This is a genomic window from Novosphingobium sp. MBES04, from assembly GCF_000813185.1.
In the GTDB taxonomy this organism is placed as follows: domain Bacteria; phylum Pseudomonadota; class Alphaproteobacteria; order Sphingomonadales; family Sphingomonadaceae; genus Novosphingobium; species Novosphingobium decolorationis.
This window is the reverse complement of sequence record NZ_DF850489.1, coordinates 176,777-197,897: the sequence shown is the minus strand read 5'-3', so window position 1 is coordinate 197,897 and position 21,121 is coordinate 176,777. Positions and strand designations below refer to the sequence as shown.

General features: G+C 67.1%; 14 protein-coding genes and 1 pseudogene. 5 read left to right on the top strand and 10 right to left on the bottom strand.

Annotated features, from left to right (window positions below; translation table 11 throughout):
- Window positions 1–3: 3 nt before the first annotated feature.
- The 5 genes and pseudogenes from glgX to MBENS4_RS14740 all read right to left on the bottom strand — a co-directional run bounded on the left by glgX (window position 4) and on the right by MBENS4_RS14740 (window position 9,155).
- Window positions 4–1,822 (bottom strand): annotated as a pseudogene (gene glgX, locus MBENS4_RS14760) (glycogen debranching protein GlgX).
- Window positions 1,819–3,279, bottom strand: coding sequence for a glycogen synthase GlgA (gene glgA, locus MBENS4_RS14755; RefSeq protein WP_052322415.1), 1,461 nt, complete (start codon window positions 3,277–3,279; stop codon window positions 1,819–1,821). The pseudogene glgX and the gene glgA overlap by 4 nt, the downstream one beginning before the upstream one ends.
- 3 nt (window positions 3,280–3,282) lie before the next feature.
- The gene (gene glgC, locus MBENS4_RS14750; RefSeq protein ID WP_084592173.1) at window positions 3,283–4,545 is read right to left on the bottom strand and encodes a glucose-1-phosphate adenylyltransferase; all 1,263 of its coding nucleotides are present in this window, start codon (window positions 4,543–4,545) and stop codon (window positions 3,283–3,285) included.
- 36 nt (window positions 4,546–4,581) lie between these two features.
- Entirely contained in the window at window positions 4,582–6,756 is a 2,175-nt protein-coding gene (glgB, locus tag MBENS4_RS14745; RefSeq protein ID WP_039392641.1) for a 1,4-alpha-glucan branching protein GlgB, read from the bottom strand.
- Window positions 6,753–9,155, bottom strand: a complete 2,403-nt coding sequence (locus tag MBENS4_RS14740) for a glycogen/starch/alpha-glucan phosphorylase (protein WP_242404961.1) — start codon at window positions 9,153–9,155, stop codon at window positions 6,753–6,755. Before MBENS4_RS14740 ends, glgB begins: the two co-directional genes overlap by 4 nt.
- 283 nt (window positions 9,156–9,438) lie before the next feature.
- On the opposite strand from MBENS4_RS14740, the gene MBENS4_RS14735 reads away from it, so the two are divergent.
- The 3 genes from MBENS4_RS14735 (at window position 9,439) to MBENS4_RS26755 (ending at window position 12,542) form a co-directional block, all read left to right on the top strand.
- On the top strand, window positions 9,439–10,713 hold the full coding sequence (locus tag MBENS4_RS14735) for a cation:proton antiporter (RefSeq protein ID WP_039392639.1): 1,275 nt from the start codon (window positions 9,439–9,441) through the stop codon (window positions 10,711–10,713).
- A 65-nt stretch (window positions 10,714–10,778) separates the two neighbouring features.
- Complete coding sequence (locus tag MBENS4_RS26760; protein WP_052322414.1) at window positions 10,779–11,633, top strand: TIGR00341 family protein; 855 nt, start codon at window positions 10,779–10,781, stop codon at window positions 11,631–11,633.
- 396 nt (window positions 11,634–12,029) lie between these two features.
- The gene (locus MBENS4_RS26755; RefSeq protein WP_052322413.1) at window positions 12,030–12,542 is read left to right on the top strand and encodes a hypothetical protein; all 513 of its coding nucleotides are present in this window, start codon (window positions 12,030–12,032) and stop codon (window positions 12,540–12,542) included.
- A gap of 18 nt (window positions 12,543–12,560) precedes the next feature.
- Here the strand turns inward: MBENS4_RS26755 and MBENS4_RS14720 are convergent, their stop codons facing one another.
- Window positions 12,561–13,247, bottom strand: coding sequence for a GntR family transcriptional regulator (locus MBENS4_RS14720; protein WP_052322412.1), 687 nt, complete (start codon window positions 13,245–13,247; stop codon window positions 12,561–12,563).
- A gap of 94 nt (window positions 13,248–13,341) precedes the next feature.
- On the bottom strand, window positions 13,342–14,697 hold the full coding sequence (locus MBENS4_RS14715) for a GntP family permease (protein ID WP_039394954.1): 1,356 nt from the start codon (window positions 14,695–14,697) through the stop codon (window positions 13,342–13,344).
- 199 nt (window positions 14,698–14,896) lie between these two features.
- Here MBENS4_RS14715 and MBENS4_RS14710 point away from each other — a divergent pair, with 199 nt between their 5' ends.
- Entirely contained in the window at window positions 14,897–16,291 is a 1,395-nt protein-coding gene (locus MBENS4_RS14710) for an HD-GYP domain-containing protein (protein WP_084592172.1), read from the top strand.
- Here the strand turns inward: MBENS4_RS14710 and MBENS4_RS14705 are convergent.
- Window positions 16,210–17,991, bottom strand: coding sequence for an SLC13 family permease (locus tag MBENS4_RS14705; RefSeq protein ID WP_039392637.1), 1,782 nt, complete (start codon window positions 17,989–17,991; stop codon window positions 16,210–16,212). The genes MBENS4_RS14710 and MBENS4_RS14705 overlap by 82 nt on opposite strands.
- Before the next feature lie 15 nt (window positions 17,992–18,006).
- Window positions 18,007–19,572 (bottom strand): carbon-nitrogen hydrolase family protein, encoded by a 1,566-nt coding sequence (locus tag MBENS4_RS14700; RefSeq protein WP_039392636.1) that lies wholly within the window; start codon window positions 19,570–19,572, stop codon window positions 18,007–18,009.
- A gap of 267 nt (window positions 19,573–19,839) precedes the next feature.
- Between MBENS4_RS14700 and MBENS4_RS14695 the strand changes: the two genes are divergently transcribed.
- Window positions 19,840–20,112 (top strand): hypothetical protein, encoded by a 273-nt coding sequence (locus tag MBENS4_RS14695; protein WP_039392635.1) that lies wholly within the window; start codon window positions 19,840–19,842, stop codon window positions 20,110–20,112.
- Between the two features lie 478 nt (window positions 20,113–20,590).
- Here MBENS4_RS14695 and queF read toward each other — a convergent pair whose 3' ends face one another.
- Complete coding sequence (queF, locus tag MBENS4_RS14690; RefSeq protein WP_039392634.1) at window positions 20,591–21,064, bottom strand: preQ(1) synthase; 474 nt, start codon at window positions 21,062–21,064, stop codon at window positions 20,591–20,593.
- Window positions 21,065–21,121 lie beyond the last annotated feature (57 nt).

Below are 21,121 nucleotides of genomic sequence, written 5' to 3'. Positions count from 1 at the left end.
CTCTCAGGCGTCCTTCCACGCGAGGGATACCTCGCGCGCATCCCTGTCGAGGCTCAGATGCAAGGCCCTGCCGCCGGGCGCTTGCGCCCGCACGAGGTGCAGCGCGGCGCGGGCCGGGTCCTCCCAATCGGCCACGGTCATCGGCTGGTCCGATCCGGCCAGCCAGCGCGTTTCCTGCGGGAGCGCGGCCAGAAGGGCCTGTGCCTCACGACGCAGCGCGGAAAGGCGGGCGACATGGTCTTCCAGGTCCAGATCGCGCGTCGACCAGTCCACCCAGCCGATCGGATTGTCCTGGCAGTAGGCGTTGTTGTTGCCCCGCTGGCTGCGGCCGAACTCGTCGCCCGCGGTCAGATGATCGTCCCCGTCGAGGCGAACAACGTGGCGAGCATGGCCTTCAGGTCGCGCCGCCGCGCCGCCTGGATCGCCGGGTCTGCGCTTGGCCCTTCGGCGCCGTGGTTCCAGCTGTGGTTCTCGCCGTGGCCATCGCGGTTATTCTCGCCATTCGCCGCGTTGTGGCGCTGGGCATAGGAGACCGTGTCCGCCAACGTGAAGCCGTCGTGCGCGGCGAGGAAATTGACCGAGCGGCAGGGGCGCTGCGGCGAACTTTCCCCGAACACGTCGCTCGATCCCGCCAGCCGCGTCGCCAGTTCGCCCACGCCTGCCTCGCCCTTCCAGAAGCGGCGCACATCGTCGCGGAAGCGGTCGTTCCACTCCAGCCAGTTTTCGGGAAACTGGCCCAGCTGGTAGCCCCCTGGGCCGATGTCCCAGGGCTCGGCGATAAGGATGCGGTCCGCCAGCACCGGGTCGGCGGCGATCTCGGCGAAGATGGGGGCATCGGCTGCGAAGCCGGGACCGCGCGCGAGGACGGGCGCGAGATCGAAGCGGAAGCCGTCGACACCGGCCTGTTCGACGAAGTGGCGCAAGGCCGCGCAGGTCAGCGCGCGCACCGCCGGGTTCGCAAAGTCGAGCGTATTGCCGCAGCCGGTATCGTTGATGAGCGAACCATCGCCCGCGTGGGCATAGGCCGCGTTGTCGAGCCCGCGCAGCGAAAGCACGCCGCCCTCGCGGTCACTTTCGCCCGAATGGTTGAAGACCAGATCGAGCACCACCCCGATGCCGTGTTCGCGCAAAGTGGCGACAGTTGCGCGCAATTCGGTCACGCCGCCGGGACACAGGCCCGGATCAAGCGCCATCATCGCGACCGGATTGTACCCCCAGGCGTTGACCAGCCCGAGCGGGGGCAAGTGGCGCTCGTCGATCCAGGCGACGATCGGCATCAGTTCCACCGCGCCGACACCCAGCTTGCGCAAGTGGGCAAGGACGGAAGGATGCGCGAGCGCGGCCACGGTCCCGCGCATGGCCTCGGGCACCTTAGGATGGCACATCGTGAAGCCGCGCACGTTGATCTCGTAGACCAGCCCACCGGGGCGCAGGAGCGCAGGCTCGACTACCACGTGATCGTACGGTGCCGGGACCCGCGCGCGCGGTACGAGGTGGGCCGTGTCCTCGCCGAAGCGGGCGAGCGCCGGGTCCTGCACGAAGCGCCGGTCCAGCTCTACGGCGTAAGGGTCTACCAGGAGTTTGGCTGGATCGAACCAGAGCCCGTCCTCGGCGCCCAGGTTCCCTGCGCACGGTAGCCGTAGAGCGCGCCGGAGAGGTCCCCGGGACACTCCAGCGTCCACACCTCACCCTCGCGGTGCATTTCCCGGCGCGTTTCTGTGCCCGCATCGTCGAACAGGCAGAGCCAGACCTGCTCGGCCCGGGGCGCGCGCACCGCAAAACGGGTGGCCCCGCCTTGCACCTGCGCGCCCAGCCGGGTCATCCGATCAGGTCCCGGTAGAGCCGCGCGTAGGCCCGTCCGCTCGCCCCCCACGAGAAATCGGCCTTCATCCCGTTCTTCTGGAGGCGCTGCCAGTCGTCCTTCTGGCCGTAGAGCGCGACCGTGCGTTCGATGGCCGCGGCCACGTTCTGGGCATCCACACCGTCGAACTGGATGCCTGTCGCCACACCTGCGGCGAGCGCCGCCGGATTGGCGTCGATCACGGTGTCGGCCAGCCCTCCGGTGCGGGCGACCACGGGAACACAGCCATAGGCGAGGCCGTAAAGCTGGGTGAGGCCGCAAGGCTCAAACCGCGAGGGGATGAGGATGGCATCGCCGCCCGCCTGCATGCGGTGGGACAGCCCCTCATCATAGCCGATGCGCACCGCAACGCGGCCCGGATGGCGCGCGGCCACCGCGCGCAGCTGCGCTTCGAGGTCGGCATCGCCCGATCCCAGCACCGCCAGCCGCGCGCCCAGGGCCACAAGGTGGTCGGCCATCTCGGGCAGGAGGTCCATGCCCTTCTGCCAGGTGAGGCGCGTAATCGCGACGAAGAGCGGGCCGTCCTCCTCGACCAGACCGAACTCGGCCTCGAGCGCACGCGTGTTGAGCGCCTTTCGGCCCAACGTGCGCGCGGTGTAGGTCGCGGCAAGGCTGGCGTCGTGGGCCGGGTTCCACAACTCCCCATCGATGCCGTTGAGAATGCCGTGCACCGCGCTGCCGCGCTCCGCGATCAGGCCTTCCAGCCCCATGCCAAAGCGCGCACTGCGGATTTCCCGCGCGTAGGTCGGGCTGACCGTGGTGATCGCATCGGCGCAGAAAAGCCCCGCCTTGAGCATCCCGAAGCCGCCGTAATATTCCACGCCCTGCATGTGCCAGGCCCGGCTCGGCAGGCCCGTCTCGGCAAAGATCGCGGCCTCGAAGCGGCCCTGGAAGGCAATGTTGTGCACCGTGACCACGCTGGGCACAGCCGCGCCGCCAAAGGGCGCGTAGCGGGTGTAGGCTGCGGCCATCGCGCCCTGCCAGTCATGGGCGTGGAGCAGATCGAAGCGCTGCGCCTTGCCGCGCACCACGACCGCCCCGCCCGCGACATCGGCTGCCGCGCGGCCCAGCGCGCAGAAACGCCGCCAGTTGTCGGGCCAGTCCCTCCCCGCCGCGTCGGCGTAGGGGAGCCCTTCACGCGTGAAGAGATCGGGCGCGTCGAGGACATAGAGCAGATGCGCGCCCAGCTTGCCGGCAAGGAGGCGCGCCGGGCCGCCGAACAGGTCCGGCCAGGTGTGGACCGCACGCGCGCGGCCCAGCGCCTTGAGCACCGAAGGGTAGCCCGGAAGCAGCGTGGTGAGAGCTACACCCTCGTCCGCCAGCGCGCCCGGAAGCGCCCCCACGACATCGGCGAGCCCGCCCGTCTTGACCAGCGGAACCGCCTCCGAAGCGACGGACAGGACACGAATATCGGGCAAGGTCTAAAGCTCCAGCCGGTCGATCATGGCCTTGGTGATGAGGCACACGCCCTTCTCGGTACGGCGAAAGCGCACCGCGTCAAGCTCGGGATCCTCGCCCACGACAAGGCCTTCGGGGATGCGCACGCCCGAATCGATGACCACCCGGCTGAGCCGCGCGTTGCGCCCGATGTTGCAGTAGGGGAGGATCACCGCCTCGTTGACCTGCGACCAGCTGCCCATCTTCACGCCCGTGAAGAGCAGGGAGCGGCGCGCGAGCGAGCCCGAGACGATGCAGTCCTGGCTGATGAGCGAGGAGATCGCCTGCCCGCGCCGCCCGTCCTGGTCGTGGACGAACTTGGCGGGTGCTGCGACCACGGTGTCGGTCCAGATCGGCCAGTCGCGGTCGTACATGTCGAGCTTGGGGACGGTGTCGGTAAGGTCGAGGTTGGCCTCGAAGTAGGCATCCACGGTGCCGACATCGCGCCAGTATTCCTCGATTTCCTCGGCCGCGCGGATGCACGAGGCGGTGAAGCGGTGCGCCTTCGCCTTCCCGTGCCGGACGATGTAGGGGATGATGTCGCCGCCAAAATCGCGCCGGGAATCAGGGTCGGCGGCGTCGCGCCGCAGCTGCTCGAAGAGGAACTCGGTCTCGAACACGTAGATGCCCATGGAGGCGAGCGCGTGTTCCGGATCGCCGGGGATGCCCGGCGGATCCTCGGGCTTTTCCAGGAACGAGGTGATGAAGTCGTTGTCATCGACGTGCATCACACCGAACGCCGTCGCATCGGCGCGCGGGACGGTGAGACAGCCCACGGTCACGTCCGCGCCCGATTCCACATGCTCGCGCAGCATGACCTCGTAGTCCATCTTGTAGATGTGGTCGCCCGCCAGGATCACCATGTAGCGCGGCGCGTGGGCGGCGATGATGTCGATGTTCTGGAACACCGCATCGGCCGTTCCCTCGTACCACATGTACTCCGAGATGCGCTGCGAGGCCGGCAGGATGTCGAAGCTCTCGTTGCGTTCAGGACGCATGAAGTTCCAGGCCCGGTTCATGTGCCGGATCAGGCTATGCGCCTTGTACTGGGTGGCAACGCCGATGCGCCGGATGCCCGAATTGATCGCGTTGGACAGCGCAAAGTCGATGATCCGGCTCATGCCCCCGAAGTAGACCGCAGGCTTGGCCCGGTTGTCGGTCAGCTCCTTGAGCCGGCTGCCGCGCCCACCGGCCAGGACGTAGGCCATGGCGTCGCGCGCAAGGGGTTGTGGACTGGGGGTCTTCATCGTCCTTTTTATCCTCTCATGGCCCACGGCCTGCTTCTATCCCGCGTATTCCAGCATGATCGTGGCAAGTGGCGGCAAGGTGACATGGGCGAGCCCGCCAGCCGCCCTGATCTGCCCCAGGTTGCCCTTGCCCGACCCGCCATAATAGACCGAATCCGTGTTCAGGATCTCGCGCCAGTTGCCCTCGCCCGGCAAGGCAAGCGCATAGTCCTTCAGAAGGTTGGGCGTCATGTTGCTGATGACCACCACGGGCCTCGCATCCGGCGCCTTGCGCATCCAGGCGAAGACCGAGTTCGTCGCATCGTCGACGACCAGCCACTCGAAGCCCTCACCCTCGCAGTCGCGCCCGTGGAGCGCGGGCTTGTCGCGGTAGAGCCGGTTGAGGTCGCGCACCAGGTTGCGCACGCCTTCGTGCGCGGGGGCCTCGCGCAAGTGCCAGTCGAGCGCGCGTTCCTCGCTCCACTCGCGGCGCTGCGCGAACTCCTGCCCCATGAACAGCAGCTTCTTGCCCGGATAGCCCCACATGAGGCCATAGTAGGCGCGAAGGTTCGCGAACTGCTGCCAGTCATCCCCGCTCATCTTGGAGAGCAGCGAGCCCTTGCCATGGACGACCTCGTCGTGGCTGAGGGGCAGCACGAAGTTCTCCGAGAAGGCGTACATCAGGCCAAAGGTGATGTCCTCGTGGTGGAACTGGCGGTGCACCGGATCGCGGCCCATGTAGCGCAGCGTGTCGTGCATGAAGCCCATGTTCCACTTGAACCCGAAGCCCAGCGCCGTGGCGCGCGTGCCGTCCTCGGGAATGTCGGCCGGAGCGCTCACGCCGGGCCAGGCGGTCGATTCCTCGGCAAAGGTCATGATCCCGGGATGCTCGGCGTAAAGCGTGCGGTTGACCGCGCGCAGGAACTCCACCGCCTCCCAGTTCTCGCGTCCACCCTCTTCGTTGCGCGTCCACTCGCCCTCCTTGCGCGAGTAGTCGCGGTAGAGCATCGAGGCGACCGCATCCACGCGCAGGCCATCGACATGGTAGCGCTCGGCCCAGAACAGCGCGTTGTTGACGAGGAAGCTCGCCACTTCCTTGCGGCCGAAGTTGTAGATGAGGGTGTTCCAGTCCGGGTGGAAGCCCTGCCGCCAGTCCTCGTGCTCGTAGAGCGCGGTGCCATCGAAGCGGACTAGGCCGTGTTCATCGGTCGGGAAATGGGCGGGCACCCAGTCGAGGATCACACCGATCCCGGCCTTGTGCGCCCCTTCCACGAAGCGGGCGAACCCGGCCGGTTCGCCAAAGCGCGCAGAGGGCGCATAGAGACCCGTGGTCTGGTAGCCCCAGGAGGGGTCGTAGGGGTGCTCGGCAATGGGCAGGAACTCGATATGGGTGAAGCCCATGTCGACGACGTAGGGGATGAGCTGCTCGGCCATCTCGTCCCAGTTGAGGAACCAGTTCCAGCGGTCGCGCTGCCAGGACCCGGCGTGGACCTCGTAGATCGAGACGGGCACGCGGCGCGCATCGACGCCGGCCCAGTGGGTGCGGTGGGCCGCATCGTTCCAGTCGGGCTTTTCCACCTTCGCGGTGATCGAGGCCGTGCGCGGACGCACTTCGGTCATGAAGGCGAAGGGATCGGCCTTGAGCGGGCGGGCGATGCCATCGGGCCCGACGACGTGGAACTTGTAGGCGCGGTAGTCGCGGATGTCGGGGATGAAGATTTCCCACACGCCGATGTCGCGGCGGTGGCGCATCACATGGCGGCCTGCGTCCCAGTCATTGAAATCGCCGACGACGCTGACGCGCTGCGCGTTGGGCGCCCAGACCGCAAAATGGACGCCCTTGGCGCCCTGGTGCTCGATCAGGTGTGCGCCCAGCTTGTCGAACAGGCGCATGTGGGTGCCTTGCGCGATCAAGAGGTCGTCGACAGGGCCAAGCACGGGCGCGAAGCTGTAGGCGTCGGTCTGGATCCAGTCGCGCGTCGCGGTCGAGCAGCGGTAGCGCACGGGTTGCGGCGCGCCCAGGAGGTAGCCCTCGAACATGCCGCGCGGATCGATCCGCGCGACTTCGCCCAGGCACTGCCCGTCGATCGAGAAAGCCTCCGCGGTCTCTGCACCCGGCAGGATCACGCGCGCGAAGGTGCCGCCAGGACCGGAGTGGACGCCAAGAAGCGAGAAGGGATCGCCGTGCGTACCGTCCAGCAGGGCATCGAGAGAACTTTCAGGAGGATTCACGTAACTTTCCAGATATCCTTGGCGTATTCGCCAATCGTGCGGTCCGAGGAGAACCAGCCCACATTGGCGATATTGCGGATGGCGCAGGTGCGCCACGCGGCGGGATCGCGCCAGCGCGCATCGACGGCGCGCTGCGCTTCGGCGTAGCTTTCGAAATCGGCCGCGCACATGAACCAGTCGTGCTCGTAGAGGCCGCCGATCAGCCCGGCGTAGCGGTCCCGGTCGTCGGGCGAGAAGACGCCCGAGGCGATCATCGAAAGCGCCTGGCCCAGCTCGCGCGAGCCTTCGATGATCGCGCGCGGATCGTACCCGTTGGCGCGCCGCTCGGCGACTTCCTCGGCCGTCAGGCCGAAGATCACGATGTTCTCGTCCCCGACCTTGTCCTTGATCTCGACATTGGCGCCGTCGAGCGTGCCGATGGTGAGCGCGCCGTTGAGCGCGAACTTCATGTTGCCCGTGCCCGAAGCCTCCATCCCGGCGGTCGAGATCTGCTCGGAGAGGTCGGCGGCGGGAATGATCTTCTCAGCCAGGCTGACATTGTAGTTGGGCACGAAGACGACCTTGAGCAGGCCGCCCACCGAGGGGTCGGAATTGACGCGCCGGGCAATGTCGTTGGCCAGTTTGATGACGAGCTTGGCGTTGTGGTAGCTCGACGCGGCCTTGCCGCCGAAGATCTTGACGCGCGGCACCCAGTCGCGCTCGGGATGGCTGCGGATCTGGTCGTAGAGCGCGACCGTCTCGATCAGGTTGAGAAGCTGGCGCTTGTACTCGTGGATGCGCTTGATCTGGACATCGAAGAGCGCGTCGGGATTGAGGCGGATGCCCATCGTGGCCTTGAGGTGCTCGGCCAGCGCGACCTTGTTGGCGCGCTTGACCTCGGCAACGCGCTCGCCCAGCTGCGTGTCGGTGGCCAGTTCGTTGAGCGCCGAGAGCTTCTCCGCGTCCTGGATGAAGCCATCGCCGATGGCCTCGCGGATGACCCTGGTGAGGCCCGGGTTGCACTGCTGGAGCCAGCGGCGCGGGGTCACCCCGTTGGTCTTGTTGTTGATCCGCGTGGGGTAGAGCGTGTGGAGGTCGGCAAAGACCGTCTCCTTCATCAGCTCGGTATGGAGCGCGGCCACCCCGTTCACCGAATGCGCCCCGACGAAGGCGAGGTTCGCCATGCGCACGCGCCGCTCCCCCGATTCGTCGATGAGCGAGATCGCGGCAATCTGGCCATCGTCGCAGCCCGCCTTGCGCGCCTCGCGCAGGATACGGCTGTTGATCGCGTAGATGATCTGCATGTGGCGCGGCAGGAGCCGCTCGAACAGCGGGAGCGGCCAGGTCTCCAGCGCTTCGGGCAGAAGGGTGTGATTGGTGTAGGAGATGGTCTTGCGGCAGACCTCCCAGGCTTCGTTGAATTCAAGCTGGTGGACATCGACCATGAGCCGCATCAGCTCGGCCACGGCGACGGAGGGATGGGTGTCGTTGAGCTGGATCGAGGCCTTCTCGGGCAGCGTGCGGATATCGCCTTCGTACTGCATGTGGCGGCGCACGATGTCCTGCACCGAGGCGGCGGTGAAGAAGTACTCCTGGCGCAGGCGCAGTTCCTGGCCCGCCGGGCTGGAATCGGCCGGGTAGAGCACGCGCACCAGACTGTCGGCGCGCACCTGCTCCGAAAGTGCGCCGAAGTGGTCGCCCGCGTTGAAGGCGTCGAGCTTGATCGGGTCGAGCGCGGTCGCGCTCCACAGCCGAAGCGTGTTCACCCGCTTCGCCTTGTAGCCCACCACAGGCGTATCGACCGCGGTCGCCTCGACCTGCTCGGCCGGGTGCCAGGAGGCGATGTCGCCGTCCACCGTCACCTCGCCGCCAAAGCCGATGCGGTAGCTGCTCTCCAGCCGCTCGAACTCCCAGGGGTTGCCGTGTTCAAGCCAGGTCTCGGGCAGTTCCACCTGCCAGCCATCGTCGATGCGCTGGCGGAACATGCCGTTCACGTAGCGGATGCCATAGCCATAGGCCGGGATGTCGAGGGTGGCGAGGCTCTCCATGAAGCAGGCCGCGAGGCGCCCGAGCCCGCCGTTGCCAAGCGCGGCATCGGGTTCGAATTCCTCGATCTCGGCGAGGTCGAGCCCGTGCGCGGCGAGCGCCTTTTCCATCTCGCGGGTCATGCCCATGTTCGAGAGCGCATCGCGCAGCAGGCGCCCGATCAGGAACTCCATCGAGAGGTAGTAGACCCGCTTGCCGCCCGTCTCATACGTGCGGCGCGTGGAATCGATCCAGTCGTCGATGATGTGGTCGCGAAGCGCGTAGATCGCCGCGTTGTACCAGTCGTGGTGCTTGGCCGCCCGCTCGTCCTTGCCGACGCGGTGGCGCAATACGCGAACGATGTGATCGTCGAACTCGGAAGGACTGCCTGCCACGGAGATTCTCCTCAAACGGCAAGGACCCGGCTCCGAAGCCGCCCGCAGGAGAACCCCAAGAACTGGCCCATGCACGGCCAAAAGCCTGAACGGAGCGCAACCGCGCCCGGGAATCCGAAACTACGAGGCACCATGGCTACCACAAGGTTGCAATGCAGCAAGCCAAATTGTGCAGCGCCGAACAAAAGAACCCCGCTTTCCAATGCACTTGCCCGCATTCCCGCCACGTCCGCCGCCGCCGAGACCGCTAGGCAAGCCCGGGAGCGCGGGCTAAGGATGGGCGATGCACGAACTCTCCCCCTTCGATGCCGCCGCGTTCCTGATCGTGATGGCCGCGGCGCTGGGCTATCTCAACTACCGCACGCTGCGTCTGCCCTCGACCGTGGGGCTCACCATCATGGGGACACTCGCCTCGCTACTGCTGGTCGCCTACGACCATCTCGTGCCCACCAGCACCCTTTCGGCGACCTTCGGCCGGTTCCTGGCCGACCTGGACTTCTCGAAGACACTGATGGACGGGATGCTCTCGTTCCTGCTCTTTGCAGGCGCGATGCATGTCAGCTGGGCGCACATGCGAAAAGGTGCGCTGCCGATCCTGGTCTTCAGCACCGTGGGCGTGCTCCTTTCGACCGGGCTTGTCGGCGCGGGGTTCTACGCGCTCTCGCTGGCCGTGGGCATCCCGGTCCCGCTCACCTGGTGCCTCGTCTTCGGCGCACTCATCAGCCCGACCGATCCGGTCTCGGTCATGGCGGTGATGAAGCGTGCGGCCATGCCCGAGACGCTCCAGGCGACCGTCGCGGGTGAAAGCCTGTTCAACGACGGCATCGGCGTTGTCGTCTTCACCATCCTCATCGCGCTCGCAACCGGCACGGAGGAATTCACCTGGTCCTTCGCGCTCGGCCACTTCGCGCGCGAGGCGCTGGGCGGCGCGGTCCTGGGCCTTGCGGTAGGCGGCATCGGCTATGCCGCGATGAAGTCGATCGATGAATACAACATCGAGGTGATGATCTCGCTCGCCGTTGTCATGGGCGGCTACAGCCTGGCCATGGCGACCCACGTCAGCGGCCCTGTGGCGATGGCGATTGCCGGGCTCATCATCGGCAACGCCGGGATCGCCCATGCCATGAGCGACACCACGCGCGACCACGTCATCAAGTTCTGGGCGCTCATCGACGAGATCCTGAACGCGGTGCTGTTCCTGCTGATCGGCCTCGAGGTCATCGCGCTCGACCTGGAGCCCGGCTACATGCTGGTGGGCCTCGCCACCGTGGGCATCGTCCTTCTGGCCCGCGCGCTGGCGGTCGGCGCGCCGCTGCTGGCGATGAAGCGGGCCATCGACATGGGCCCCCTCGCCTTCCCGACGCTGGTCTGGGGAGGTCTGCGCGGCGGTATCTCGATTGCGCTGGCCCTCTCGCTCCCGCTCGCCGAGATCCGCTCCGAGCTGCTCGCGGTGACTTACATCGTCGTGGTCTTCGCGGTCGTCATCCAGGGCGGCACCATCGCCCGCCTCATTTCCACCATCCAGTCGCGCCATGCGCGCACGGCCCAAGTCGGGTAACCTCCCAGTGACATCGACCAATCCCCCCCCAAGGTCCTGATACCGCCCAAGGTCCTGATCCGGCCATGCCCGAGACCCAGCTTCCCGGCGATGGCACAAGCGGCCCCGACACCGAGGCTCCGTTCACGCCCAAGGGCCCGATCAACGAGATGTGGGCGGCCCGCCCGCACTGGGTGCGCCGGGGCGAGGCGTTCTTCCATGTCCTGCGCGTCAAGTTCGCGCACGCGGTGCTCCTGCCCGAACTCAGCCCCGACCAGGCCTATGACCTGCGCCAGACGGTGCGCCAGGAAGGCCAGCTCACCCACGGCTACGTCCTGATGTGCGCGCTCGCGGCTGGCATCGCGATCCTGGGCCTGCTCCAGTCCTCGACCGCGGTCGTTATCGGCGCGATGCTCGTCTCCCCGCTGATGAGCCCGATTGCGGCCATGGGCTTCGGCTTTGCCTCGCTCGACGGGCACCGCATCCGCGATTCGATCCGCGTCGTCGCCATTGGTGCAGGCATCGGCATTGCCACCGGCATCGTCCTCACCTGGCTCTCGCCCATCCGCAACGCCACGCCCGAGATCCTCGCGCGGACCGAGCCCAACCTGCTCGACCTCGCGGTCGCGCTGTTCTCGGGCATCGCGGGCGGCTATTCGACCGTGATCGGCAAGGGCGGGACCGCCATCGGGGTTGCCATCGCGACCGCGCTGATGCCCCCGCTGACCGTCATCGGCTATGGCATCGGCGTGCTCCAGCCCATGTTCGCGCTGGGCGCGCTGCTGCTGTTCCTGACCAACCTTGCCGCGATCACCTTCGCCTTTGCCCTCATCGCGCGGCTTTCGGGCGCGGCGCGGCCCTTCGGCAAGGTCGAGTGGACGCCCCGCTATGCGACGATCCTCGTCGGGCCTTCCTTGCGCTGGCGACACCACTCACGATGACGCTGATGAAGCTCACCAACGAGGCGCGCATCCGCTCGGCCGCGCAGGAAGCGATCATCGCGGCCTGCGGCGAGAGGGGCGTGACCATCGCCCAGCTCGACGTCAGCTCCAGCCTGCTGGGCTCGCCCAAGGTCAAGGCGCTGGTCATTGCCACCAGCTACACCGGCAACGCGAGATCGCCGCCGAGAACGCGCTCAAGGAAACCCTGGGCGAAGACGTCGATGTCTCCTTGCAGCAGGTGCTCGCCGCCGACGTGCGCTCGCAGACGCAGGCCATGGTCGATGCCGCGATGGAGCGCACGACCGCAGGCATTGCCGCCGACGTTCCGCCCTACAAGGCGATCCGCCAGAAGGTTGGCCTGCGACCCGCTCGATCTGGACCGACCGCGCGCAGCGCATGGTCTATCTCGAGCCCGTCCCCGCGCCCGACTGGACCCTGGCCGACTACCGCGCGACCGAGAAGGCGGCGAGCCAGGGCGTCAACGGCTGGACGGTGCGCCTGATGCCCCCGCCCCAGCCGCGGCTCACCGTCCTGCTGGAGGCGAGCGAGGACGCGCAGGTTCCCGAGGACGCCATTGCGACCGACCTCGGCATCTGGGCGCTCCAACGCTGGGGACTTGGTGAAGTGACGATTTCGGGGGCCGATCCTGCCCGGCTGACGGCGCTTGCGCGCCTGCTCGCCGATGCCGGGATTGCCGCGCAGATCGATGGCGCGGTCGCCCCCCTGCCCGAGACTTCGCAGGCGCCTGCCAAGGATGGGGCCCGTACCAGCCCCCCAGCCAGCCCCCGCGCCATCACCGCGACGATTGCGGTCTACGCGACCAGCCCCTCGCGCCTCGAAGCGCAGCGCGCCGAGCGCGAGGCCGCGGCGCGCGCGGCGGCTCTGGAGGAAAGCTTCTCGGCGCCCTGACGGCGCCGGAGGCGGATTTCAGACCCGGGCGGCCTGCGCCGGGTGCATGGCCTCCACCTGCCCGAGCACGACCGCGCGGACGCGCCGTAAATGCAGCACGAGTGCGGCCTGGGCGGTTTCCAGCTCGCGGCGGGCGATGGCTTCGCACAGCACATGGTGTTCGCGCAGGTGGTCCTGGCGGGCATGCTCGGCGGCCGCGGCATCCATTGCCTTCCATGTCCCCAGGACGAACGCCTGGCCCACGTCCCAGACGCGCTCGACCATGGTCGCCAGCAGGGTCGAGGTGTGACGGCTGTAGGTCATCCAGTGAAATTCGCGCCCGTGCTCGATCATGTCCTCGGGCGTTGTCGCGGTCTCGCCTGCGCGCACGACCGCGCGTAGGGCCTCGACGTCCTCCGCGCCGAAGTTCGCCATGCTGTCGGCCAGCAGCAGCGGCTCCAGACGCTCGCGAATGTCGAACGCGGCGGCAATGTCCGAGCGCGCGGGCGCGACGACCCGCGCGCCAGTGTTGGCCCGCATCGTCACCAGTCCCCGCGATTCCAGGATACGCAGCGCATCGCGCACGGGGATGCGGCTCGTGTTCAGTTCGGCGGCCAGTTCGTCCTGCTTGATCCGCAGGCCCGGCGCCAGTTCGCCCGACAGGATGCGCCGGGCCAGAATTGCGGCCACGCGCTCGCTCACCGCTTCGCTTGGTATCTTTGTCATTGCGAGTTCATTTTTTCCATAATCTCGAACGTCTAACTATTGGACGCGAGTATAATCCGACGCAATATCCTTTTTTTAGCGTTAACTCAGCGCCTCAGATCAGGACAAACAGGCCGATGGCAAGGGCTAGACCGAGCAGCGGCACAAGCACCGTCAGCACGCCGAGAGCCGGATAGGCCGCCTTGTGGGTCTCCCCGCAGATCGCCCGAATGGTGGTCACGACATAGCCGTTGTGCGGCAGGCTATCGAGCGCGCCGCTGGCGATCGCGACGGTGCGGTGGAGCTGCGCAGGGTCGGCTCCGGCTTCCAGATAGCCGGGCGCGAGCAGCGGCAGGGCGATGGTCTGCCCGCCCGAGGCCGAGCCGGTCAGCGCGGCGATCACGGTCACCGCCACGGCCGCACCGATGAGGGGATCGCCCGGCAGTCCCTGCAGCGCCGCGAGCGCCATCTGGAAGGCGGGCGAAAGCGCGGCAACCGACCCGAAGCCGACGACCGCACAGGTGTTGGTGATCGCGACCACGGCCCCGCCCGCCCCGCGCGTGAACGCGCCGGGCATGGCCGCGCGGGCCCGGTAGCCCACGCCCAGCGCCAGCAGGCATCCTGCGCCCAGGGCCACCACCAGCGCCCACTTGCCCAGCGATTGCTGCGGCAGCGCCCAGGCCAGCCCCGGCACGCCCTGCGGGTACTGGAGCAGCAGGAAAACGCCCAGCACGGCAAGGAGCGGTACCAGGCACAGCAGCGGCGGGGGAAGGTGCGTATGGTCATCGTGCGCGCTGTCCCCCTTGCGCGCCTCGAAGCGCTCGCCGCGCGCCTTCGCGCGGTGCACCATCCGGTCGAGAAGCAGATAGCCCAGCCCCGCCATCAGGCCCGCGACCAGCAGGCTGACCGGCCAGGCCGCATAGGCATCGGTGCCCAGGTACTGCATCGGGATCAGGTTCTGGATCTCGGGCGAGCCCGCGCTGGTCATCGTGAAGGTGACCGACCCGAAGGCGAGCGCGGCCGGGATGAACCGGCGCGGCAGGTCCGCCTCGCGGAAGAGATGGACCGCGAGGGGATAGACCGCAAACCCCACGATGAAGACCGAGACCCCGCCATACGTGAGAAGTGCCGCCGCCGCGACCACGGCCAGAACCGCGTGGCGAAGGCCAATGCGCGCGACCACGCCGCGCGCCACGCTCGCCGCGGCCCCGCTCGCGGCCATGACCTCGCCGAAGATCGCGCCGAGCAGGAACATCCAGAACCAGTCGGCGAAGAAGCCGGTGAACCCGGCCATGTAGCTTGTCGCGAAGTCCCCTTCTCCCGTATCCGCCAGCGGCGGCAGGAAGGCCAGACCGCTGGTCGCGGCCACCACCGCCGCGCAGGCGGGCGCGGCAAGCAGGATATGCACCCCGCGCACGGTCAGGAGAATGAGGAGAGCAAGAGCGGCAACAAGGCCGACAGCGCTGAACACGAAGACCATCTCCCAGAGGCAGGATAGCGACCACGGCCCTCTTTGCGGAGCCTTGCCACGCGCGATGGTGCCGCCTTGCCAGCCACTTGTCCATGGCCTCGTCCGGCGCCTCGACCACGTAGATCCCCCAGGCCGCGCGATCACGGGAAAGAGACGATGTCCTGACACCATCGCCCCCCGGCACAGGGACAGTTCATCCATGGTTCTCAAGCGCATCGCGCCCTCGCAGGTCGAGCAGGGCATGTACATTCACGCCTTCCAGGGCAACTGGTTCGCCCACCCCTTCTGGCGCGCGCATTTCGTGGTCGAGGACGCTGCGCGGTGCAGCGAACTGCGCGCCAGCGGGCTCGACGCCATCGTCATCGACACCGACAAGGGCCGCGACCTGCCCGGCGATGAAACCGCCGCGTCCTCGCCCGCGCCGGTTCGCCCCTTGCGCCGTCCGCTGGTGGCCACGCCCGCGCCGGGCCCCGCATCGCCACCCGCCGCCGTCTCCCCGGCACCGCCCGCCCGGCCTTCCCCGCGCACGGCCTCGGGGCCTGTCCCCCTCACCCGCGAATTCGGCTCGGCCCGGCGGCTTGCGGGCAAGGCCAACAAGATCATCTCCAGGGTCTTCCTGGAGGCGCGCCTGGGCAAGGTGCCGCGCGTGGCCGATGTCGCGCCGGTGGTGGAGGACATCTTCGCCTCGATCCAGCGCAACCCCTACGCCTTCTCGGGCCTCATGCGCTGCAAAGCCGAGAGCGAGGCGACCTATCACCACATGCTGGCGGTAAGCGCGCTGATGGTCTCGCTCGCCCGGCAGATGCGCCTGCCACCGGGCGAAATGCGCCTCGCGGGACTTGCCGGGCTTCTCCTCGACGTCGGCCTCGCGCGGGTCGAGGCGGATCTGCCCGAGGTTGCCCAGGCCGTCCTTTCCCCTGCGCGCGGCGAGGAGCGCGAACTGCTGGGCCGTCATTGCCTGATCGGACGCGAGATGCTCGCCTCGGCGGGCGACGTGCCCGAGGAAGTGCTGCAGGCGGTCATGCGCCACCACGAACGGCTCGATGGTGAGGGCTATCCCCAGGCGCTCGACACCCGCGACCTCGACGTCTTCTCGCGCATGGCCGCGATCTGCGACAGCTATGACCTGATCGTCTCGGGCGCTGTCACCGGACGCGCGCTCGACCCGTCCGAGGCCATGGAAACCCTCATGGGCCTGTCGGGCTCGCTCGACACCGAGATCCTCGCCCGCTTCAAGGAAGCGCTCGGGGTCTATCCGGTGGGCTCGTTCGTGCAGCTGCGTTCCGCGCGCATCGCGCTCGTCGTCGACCAGTGCCCCGGCGACCCCGAACTCCCCACGGTCACCGCGTTCTACTCACTGGAGACGAACAAGCACGTCCGGGCCAAAACCATCGCGCTGGCCGAGTGCTATGGCGAGGATGCCATCGTGGGCGTGGCGGACCTCGACGCGCTCGACCTGCCGAGCCCGGAGGACCTGCGTGAAGCGCTCCTCTCGGGCCGCAGCCGGACCGATCAGATCCCGTACCAGAAGACCAGCGTGGTCGAGAGCGCGGCCACCATGATGAGCACGAGCGGAACGCCCGAACGCAGGTAATCCTTGAAGGTGTAGTCACCTTCGGTGAGGATCATCATGTTGGTCTGGTAGGCGACCGGGGTTGCGTAGCACAGATTGCAGCCAAACAGGACGGCGAGCACCAGCGGCTCTTCGGGCATGCCCAGTTGCTTGGCGATATTGAAGGCAATCGGCGTGCCGACGGCGGCGGCCGCGGTGTTCGAGGCGAAATTGGTCATCAGGGTCACGAAGACCATGATCGCGGCGAGCACGCCGGCGGGCGGCAGGTACTGCAGGCCGCTCGAGAGGATCTGGCCGAGCCATTCCGCCGCGCCCGAAACCAGGATGAAACGCCCGAGCGCGATGGAACTGGCGACCAGGACGATGATCTTGGCCGAAAGCGCCCGGCCCACGCGCTCGAAGCGCACGCAGCCCGTCACGAACATGAGGATCGCGCCCGCCAGCGCCGAGATCGCGATGGGCACGAGGCCGAAGCTGGCCAGACCGACCGAGCCCAGCATGATCGCGACCGCGAGCAGTGCCTTGCCCGAACGGGTGATCTCCTCGCCGCCCTCGATCTGGAGAAGACCCTCGGCCTGCGCAAAGGCGCGCAGGTCCTCGGGCATGCCCATCATCAGGAGCACGTCGCCTTCGGCCATGGCGGTGTCGGGCGTGTGCGCGCGGGTGTCGCGCAAGGGCTGGTGGACGTGGTGGATGCCCAGCATCGCCACGCCCTCGAACCCCGCGGTACTGGGCGTGAGGCCGATCAGGCGGCAATCGGGCGCGAGGATCATCTCGGCCACCATCAGGTCCTCGCGCGAGCGCGTGGAATCGGCCTTGATCCGCTCGGTCAGCCAGCGCGGCGCCAGCGTGGCCGAGAGTGTGCGCGCGGCCTCCTGGAGGCCCTTGTAGGTGCCCTCGGCCAGAAGGCGGCGCCCGACGTGGCTGCGGTTGCCCGGCGGCAGCCAGGCACGCACGTCCTCGGGCAGGTTCCCGCGCGCTTCCTCGATGGTCTTGCCTCGCATCGGCGCATCGTCGGAGAGGCGCAGCTTGGCAAGAAAGCGGCGGCTCTCGACCGAGACCTGCTTGGTGTTGTCGGGCAGCAGGCGCGGCATGACCAGCCACAGGTAGGGCAGCGCCACCAGCACCGAGATCAGCACGATGGGCGTGAAATGGAAGACCGAGAGCGTGCGCATTCCCAGGTCCTGCGCGATCGAGACGACGAGCAGGTTGGTCGAGGTGCCGATGGTGGTCGACATGCCGCCGATGAGGATCGCCGCGTTGACCGGCATCAGTGTCTTGGAAGCGGGCATGCCGCCGCGCGTCGCCATCTGCGCGAGGATCGGGATCATCAGCACGAGCACGGGCGTGTCGTTGATGAGCATCGACATGAACAGGCACACGACAAGCGTGAAGAGCAGGCCCAGGCTCTTGTTGAATTGCCAGACCCGCGCCAGCGCGCGCGCCGCCGGGTCGAGCGCGCCGGTTACAACCAGCCCCCGGCCCATGATCATCAGCGCGCAGATGGTGACCAGCGCGTAGTGCCCGAAGCCCTGGAACGCCAGTTCAAGCCCGGCGTACTTGGTCTCGCCGGGCATCGGCATGACGTAGAGCAGGAGGGCAATGGCCGCGATGGTCAGCAGCGAGACGATCTCGACCCGCAGCTTTCCATTGAAGAAGCCATAGAACATGGCGAGCGCGATGAGCATCGCACTCGCTGCGTGAAAGCCGGGAAGGATCATGGACTTGGCCTTGCCTTACCCTTGCGCCTGTGTCCACTCCACACGGTAGAGGTCAAAGCGACGGTCGCGCAGGTTGCGCACCGCGCCCGACTGGCGCGCGGTCAGCAGCGAATCGAGCGAAAGGTCGGCAATCGCGATGGTCTCGGTGTTGGGCGCGGTGTCGGCCGCCACGCCATCGCGCGAGAACGGGAAGTCCGAGGGCGTCAGGATCGCGCTTTCGGCGTAGTGAACGTCCATGTTCTCGACGTTGGGGAGGTTGCCCACGACGCCCGAGGTGACGACGTAGCACTGGTTCTCCACCGCGCGCGCCTGGCAGCAGTAGCGCACGCGCAGGTACCCGCGCCGCTCGTCGGTGCAGAAGGGCACGAAGAGCATGAGCGCGCCCTGGTTGACGAGGTGACGGGCCAGTTCGGGGAACTCGCTGTCGTAGCAGACCATGACCCCGATCGGGCCGCAGTCGGTGGGGATCACGTTGGCGCCGTAGCCGCCCTTGATGTTCCACCACTTGGCCTCGGACGGGGTGGGGTGGAGCTTCTGCGATTCGTGCACCGAACCATCGCGCAGGAAGGTGTAGGCAATGTTGCGGATCTCGCTCTTGCCGTCCTCGGTCTCGACGCGGGTGGGGTGCGAACCGCCGATGATGTTGATGTTGTAGCTCACCGCCATGTTCTGCATGAACGAGACGAAGCGCTTGGTGTAAGTGGAGATCTTCTCGATCGCCTCGACCGGCTGGAGCTTCTTCTCCTCAACCGAGAGCAGCGCGAGGGTGAAGAGCTCGGGGAAGACCACGAAGTCGCTCTCGTAGTCCGCCGCCACATCGACCCAGTATTCCACCTGCTCCTCGAAATCGTCGCGCGAGGAGATCTTGCGCATCATGAACTGGACGGTGGCGACGCGCACCTGCGAGGGCACGCGCTCCTTGAGGCCGGGCACGGCCTTGCCGGTGTCGCGCGGGGCGAGCGGGTTGGTCCAGTACATCAGGACCGCGTTGCCGCCGCTTTCCTTGTCCTTGGGCAGGTAGTCGCGCAGGATCCCGCGCGGCTCGTACCCGCCGTTCATCTGGAAATTGATGACCTGGTCCTTGGCCTTCTTGTCGATGACGGCCTGGAGATAGTCGGACGGGTTGGGGAAGGTGCGCTTGCGGCGGTAATAGCCAGGCATGCGGCCGGCAAAGGCGATGCCCTTCAGTTCGAAGTGCTGGCACAGTTCCTTGCGCTTGCGGTAAAGGCGCTGGCCAATGCGCAGGCGGCGGTAATCCGGGTCGACGCAGACCTCGAAGCCGTAGAGCACGTCACCGTCGGGGTCCGGAATGCGGCCGTAGCCGCCGTTGGTGATCTCTTCCCAGGTGTGCGGCTTGAAGGCGAGCGCGGTGGTGATGATCATCGTGGCGCAGTGGCCCACGATCACGCCCTCGTATTCGGCCACGAACTGACCCTCGGGGAAATTGATGATCTGCCCGCGCAATTCGGCGCGGGTGAAGGCGTCGGCCTTTCCGTAGACCTTGACGGACAGAGCCGCGATCGCGGGGGCGTCCCCGACCGTGGCCTCGCGGATGATGAGTTTGGCTTTGGTATGGTCCATGCGGGCCTTAATACGCGCCAACGCCCTCGCGGTTCCAGTGTAGAGTTCACCATTCCCGAGAGATTGCACGCACTTGGGAGTAGCTCTCTGGTGACCACGACATGCGGCCTCGACAAAACGGCTCGTCGCGCACACGAGTCGGCTCACCGACCGACAAAAAGCAGCGTGAATTCATTCCCTTGGCAAAAGTTCCCGAATTTTCCGCAGAATTCCGGGATACTTTTGGCCGGCAGCCCCGTTGTCTTGGGGAAGGAAGGAGACACACCGATGAGCGCCACCCTGATCGCCCTTGCCCTGTTTGGATGCAGCGACGATGGCACCGCGTGCCGCCGCCTCGAGGCGCAGGCCCCGGTCGCGACCTTCCAGACGCGGGCCGAATGCGACCGCCAACTCGATGACGCGCTGGAGACCGACGCAGCCATGCGTGCCGATGCCCCCACCGTCTACGCCCAGTGCCTCCCCTCCGCCCAGCTTGCCGCGCTGGGCACCGGAGAAGTGGATCTCACCCGTGTCGGCAAGGTTCAGTTTGCGCAGAACTGACCATGCGTGCGTGAATTGGTCGTCAAATGCGGCATCTCGAATGGGTGGCAAGCTGCCTTAGCGCCTCCGCTTTTGTAGTTGGTGCTTTAACCAAGCGAGACCAAGGCCAACGGGTATTGAGATGACGATTAAGAACGTGATCGAAAGTGGCCAAGACCAGCCTTGACCCCTTGAAAAAGCTATGGCTGCAAATGTCAGGAAGACGCTGACAATTTGAAAAAGGTAATCATAGCGGTCGGGCTGTCGTCTGCGCATCGACGTCTAAATGCCTAACCAATCCGATGACCGCAACGGGGCGGAACAGGACATCAAAGATCATTTCTCACGCCGCACGAACCGCCTTCGGCCGCTGCGAGCGTATCGCTTCTAGAGAGTAAGCGCGTACAAGCGCAATCTTTCAAAGGTTTGGGGAGCCCGAGGGCGATGGCCCTCGAACTTCATCTTCTACTTTACACGAATCTGGCACCCGAAGGCCGCATCACCCCCGGCCGCGATAGCCTTGCACGCCCTGGTCGGGCACCCACAGGCCCTCGGGCGCTGCGCCGGACTGCCAGAACACGTCGATGGGGATGCCGCCGCGCGGGTACCAGTAGCCGCCGATGCGCAGCCAGTGGGGCTTCATCTCGTCGAATAGGCGCTGGCCGATCCCCACCGTCACGTCCTCGTGGAAGCCGTTGTGGTTGCGGAACGAGCCAAGGAAGAGCTTGAGGCTCTTCGATTCGACGATGGTCTCACCCGGCGCGTAGTCGATGACGAGGTGCGCGAAGTCGGGCTGGCCGGTCACCGGGCACAGCGAGGTGAACTCGGGCGCGGCAAAACGGACAAGATAGAGGGACTTGGCCCGCGGATTGGGCACATAGTCGAGAACCGCCTCCTCAGGAGATGCGGGAAGCGCGCTCTGCTGGCCCAGATGCACGGGCGCCAGCGACGGGGAAGAGGGTGTATCGCTCATGCTTGTCCGCATGGACCGGGAGGCCGTGCGAGGCAAGAGGTCTCGCAACCGCAACCG